The organism is Alterinioella sp., assembly GCF_058343375.1.
The window spans coordinates 1-4,296 of record NZ_JBTUJH010000102.1 but is presented as its reverse complement, the minus strand read 5'-3'; the positions used below and the strand labels follow the sequence as shown (position 1 = coordinate 4,296).

Below are 4,296 nucleotides of genomic sequence, written 5' to 3'. Positions count from 1 at the left end.
TCGCGGATCAGGGTTTCGTTGATGTCGTCGTCCATTGGACTTGAACCAATGGCGCCCTTCTGGACGACCCCCGAAGTCGAACTCTTCCAGCTCTTTCGCGAGAGGCAGCTTGGCGATGGTCATCTGGTATTTGATCGACCTCGCCTGCTTCTCGGAGGTCTCGGCGGTCAGGAGTTGGGACTATCCTGAATTTTGTGCGCTGACGTGGTAACTGCTCGAAGAGGAGACCCACGTATGAGCATCGATAAAGACATCTTGGACCGATTGATGGAAGGCCGCGCGCCTGGTGATTTGTTTGGCAAAGACGGCATTCTGTCCGAGCTGACCAAGGCGCTGGCGGAGCGGGCGTTGAGCACGGAGATGGATATCCATCTCGATGAAGAACGCGCCGAGGAGGCGCCTGAGGGCCGCAACCAGCCAGCCAACCGGCGAAACGGTAGCAGCCAGAAGACCGTGACCACCGACAGCGGCAAGGTCGTTCTGGACATCCCTCGCGACCGGAACGGCACCTTTGATCCGATGCTGATCGCCAGGTATCAGCGCCGCTTTCCCGAGTTCGATCGCAAGATCATCAGCATGTATGCCCGGGGCATGACAACCCGGGAGATCCAGGGGCATATCGAGGAAATCTATGGCGTCGAGGCATCCCCCAGCCTGATTTCCGCGATTACCGACGCGGTCATGGAGGAGGTCACCGCCTGGCAGAACCGCCCTCTGGAACCGTGCTATCCGATCATCTTCATGGACGCGATCCGGGTCAATATCCGCAGCGATGGAGCCGTCTCGAACAAGGCGGTCTTCGTGGCCCTCGCGGTTCTGCCAGATGGAACGCGTGACGCTCTGGGGCTGTGGTTCCAGGCCAATGAGGGTGCCAGGTTCTGGGCCAAGGTGCTGACCGACCTGCGCAACCGGGGCGTCCAGGACATCCTGATCGCCGTCGTGGACGGGCTCAAGGGTTTCCCGCAGGCCATCGAGGCGGCCTTTCCAAAGACCCAGGTCCAGACCTGTATCGTTCATCTGCTGCGTCATTCCATGAGCTTTGCCAGCTACAAGGACCGCAAGGCCGTAGCCACAGCCCTCAAGGCGATCTACACTGCGGTGGACGTTGAGCAGGCCGAGGCCGCTCTGGCAGAGTTCGAGGAGAGCGATCTGGCCAGGCGGTATCCGGCCATCGCACCGAGCTGGCGCCGGGCCTGGAACGAAGTGATCCCGTTTCTCGACTATCCGCCCGAGGTGCGCAGGCTGATCTACACCACGGATGAGATCGACAAGACTTTTCTGCGTGGGTCTGCTAGGTTTTCGTTGCGCGGACGACCTCGTGGCGAAGAGCGGCGTGTCGACTGGAAGCGTCGCCGGGCAGCCCAGGAAATTCCCGTCGGTTTGAGGCGCCCGCGCACCCGTCCTCTTTCGGAGGGTGCGGGCGCCATGACGCGACCAAGTGTTCATAGCTTTTTTCTGCGCGTTCGGCGATTTGCGCTTCCTGACGGCGCAACTCCTTCACGTTATAGGCAAAGGTCGGACCGCGTTTGCTGCCCTTCTTCTGAGGACAGCCTGCGGCCAGCTCCATGGCGCGGCGCTTGTGGGCAACAAGGCTTGGACGGGCCCAATGATAATCCTCTTGCTTTGTCAGAATGTGCCAACATAGCGTGGTCAGTTTTCGGGCCACGGCAACAGCTGCGATCTGGTGCCCACGCCGGGCGCGAATGCGGATGAAGAAGGCGCGCAGGGGACCAGGTGCCTTTGCCGCTGCCCACGCGGCCTCGACCAGCATTGCGCGCGCATGGCTGCGACCGGCCTTGCTGATGCGGCCGTGATGTGCCGCTCCAAGTCCCGACTGGTGGACACGCGGGTTCAGCCCGAAGTAACTCACCAGCTTTTGCGGGCAGTTGAACCGCTCGATGCTACGGATCGCCGCCATCAGTCCGGCCGCCACCACCAGATTGACCCCGGTTATTGTCAAAAGCCGCGCAATATCTTCGTTCCCAAGGGCGTCCTGTGCAATCTCGCGATCAAGGACGGCAAGATCATCGGCCAGACGGTCAAGTTCCCGGATATGCCGCTGAATGGCTTCACGCTCATCCAGAGGAACCGGCTGGCGCGTCAGCCAGTCGCGGCCGCGCCGGTTGAAAAGGTCCGCATGCGGGCATTTCGGGATCAGGTGCGCGTGCAGAATGGCATGCACCTCGTTCTTGATCCGGGTCCGGTGCCGGACAACCTGATAGCGGCGCGCCACCAGTCTGCGCATCCGTTCCGTCGCCGCATCCGGGGTCCATATTTCCGGCAGGTAGCCGGCCGCATGCAGGCTGGCCAGCGTGCCGGCGTCGACCTTGTCGGTCTTCACATGGGCATAGGCAATCGCCTTGACCTGAAGCGGATTGGCAATCACCACCCGTTTCACGTAAGGCGTCAGAACCCGGGACACCGCCATGCAATTCCCAGTCGCTTCAATCACCACTTCGTCCGTATCCAGGAGCTGCCTGCCAAAGCCTTCCAGGGCCGTGCGGGTCATGTCGACCCGGCCCTCATGCCTTGTCAGGCCGTTTTCCCAAATCACCACCTCCCCAAAGGTCCGGTGGATGTCGATTCCGATTACACGTCGCATACACGCCTCCTTCGTCAGTTGAAAACAAACGGGAGCGGCGGGCGACACGACAACTACGGATCCGCGCTCACGGCGCAACCGGGCGAGTCGCAGAGGCGGCCAGCTACTAACACGAGCTCGCAGCTCATCGTATGGATCGGCCTGCCCACACTCTCGTGCTCCCGGTGCCTCTGTCCCGGATGCTCGCAGCATACACCAGATTCGCAAAAACCCGGCCGAACATTGGCACCGAAATCTTCATACCGATTACGAATTCCATTGAGGCATTGAATTCGAAGATCCGGCGCGCCGTCCGAACCCGCGGTCACTTCCCAAGCGATGAGGCCGCGGCGAAATTGATCTATCTGGCGCTCAATGCTACATCCACCGAATGGAAGCGTTCGGTGCGCGAATGGCACGCAGTGAAAAGCCAGCTCGCCATCATGTTCGAAGACCGCTTCCCAATGGCGTAAGAAAACGCGTCAGGCACAAAATTCGGCACAGTCTCCACAAGGTCAGTAATGTCCCTGGTGGGGTGGCCGGGGCGACAACCCGATTTGATGGAGCCGACCGGCTCGAGTCCCCCGCCATTAATATAAAAGTCCGGCTAATGAACTGCCGCGGCTTAGCGAACTCTTAGCACAATGCGTGGCAGGTTTCGCCTGCGTCCCTCGCGGATGGCGCGGCCGGCGTTGCTCGGATCCGCAGTTGTCAGAATGACATCGCTGGCGCCACAGCGGCGCGGTTTCGCAACCCGGCGCAAAGCGCCAACCGAAAAAGGAAACGAAAATGTCCTCCATTCTGACCAACAAGAGCGCGATGGTCGCGCTGCAAACCCTGAAAACCATCAACTCCAGCCTGGCCAAGACCCAGAACGAGATTTCCACCGGCATGAAGGTGGCCACAGCGAAGGACAACTCGTCGATCTGGGCCATCTCCAAAGTGATGGCCGCCGACGTGAAAGGCTTCAAGGGCATCGCGGAAAGCCTGTCTCTTGGCGAGTCCACGGTTGCGGTGGCACGGCAGGCCTCGGAAACGGTCACCGATCTGCTCACTGACATCAAGAGCAAGATTGTCGCCGCGCAGGAGCAGAACGTCGACCGCGAGAAGATCCAGACTGACATCGCCGCGCTGCGCGACCAGATCAACTCGGTGGTCAACGCCGCGCAGTTCAACGGGCTGAACCTGCTCAAGGGCACCGAGGACGTGAACATCCTGTCCTCTCTCGACCGGGCTAGCGACGGTTCGGTCACGGCCAACAACATCACCATCGCACGGCAGGACATGACCACCACTGCCGGTACACAAGGCACCGGAACCGACCTGTCCGCCAACGCCGCGCTCAGCGCCACCTCGGCCAGCAACGCCGGCAACACCGCCACGATGACCATCGCCACCGATGCGGACATGAGCGACAACACGATTTCGCTCACGATCGGTGGGGCAACGCTCAACTACTCGGCGGGCGACCTGAGCGGCGACCAGGACGCCGCAGCCTCGACCATCACCGGCGCCATCAACGCGCTGGGGATCGTCGGGGTGACCGCCAGCGTTTCGGCCAACGTCATCACCCTGACCTCGACCCGTGCCTTCGAAGACGTGGCGCTCTCGGCCACCGGCGCGACCGCCTCCGCCTCCAGTATCGCCGAGCGTGCCGAGACGCTCACCTTCTCGGGTGTGGCCGCGGTGGCGGAAGGCGACGGCTACCAACTGAC

1 protein-coding gene and 4 pseudogenes are annotated in these 4,296 nt (G+C 61.5%); 3 read left to right on the top strand and 2 right to left on the bottom strand.

Annotated elements, in window-relative coordinates; all coding sequences use genetic code 11:
• Positions 1-174, bottom strand: a pseudogene (locus tag ACW8PS_RS14060) (ATPase); the annotation flags it as partial.
• Positions 175-234: 60 nt separating this feature from the next.
• Here ACW8PS_RS14060 and ACW8PS_RS14055 point away from each other — a divergent pair.
• A pseudogene (locus ACW8PS_RS14055) lies at positions 235-1,314 on the top strand (IS256 family transposase); the annotation flags it as partial.
• 91 nt (positions 1,315-1,405) lie between these two features.
• On the opposite strand, the pseudogene ACW8PS_RS14050 reads toward ACW8PS_RS14055, so the two are convergent.
• Positions 1,406-2,584, bottom strand: a pseudogene (locus tag ACW8PS_RS14050) (IS110 family RNA-guided transposase); the annotation flags it as partial.
• Positions 2,585-2,850: 266 nt separating this feature from the next.
• On the opposite strand from ACW8PS_RS14050, the pseudogene ACW8PS_RS14045 reads away from it, so the two are divergent.
• Together ACW8PS_RS14045 and ACW8PS_RS14040 are read left to right on the top strand one after the other, a co-directional pair.
• Positions 2,851-3,054 (top strand): annotated as a pseudogene (locus ACW8PS_RS14045) (transposase); the annotation flags it as partial.
• Between the two features lie 316 nt (positions 3,055-3,370).
• The coding region (locus ACW8PS_RS14040; RefSeq protein ID WP_491528121.1) for a flagellin N-terminal helical domain-containing protein at positions 3,371-4,296 on the top strand (926 nt) is incomplete at its 3' end.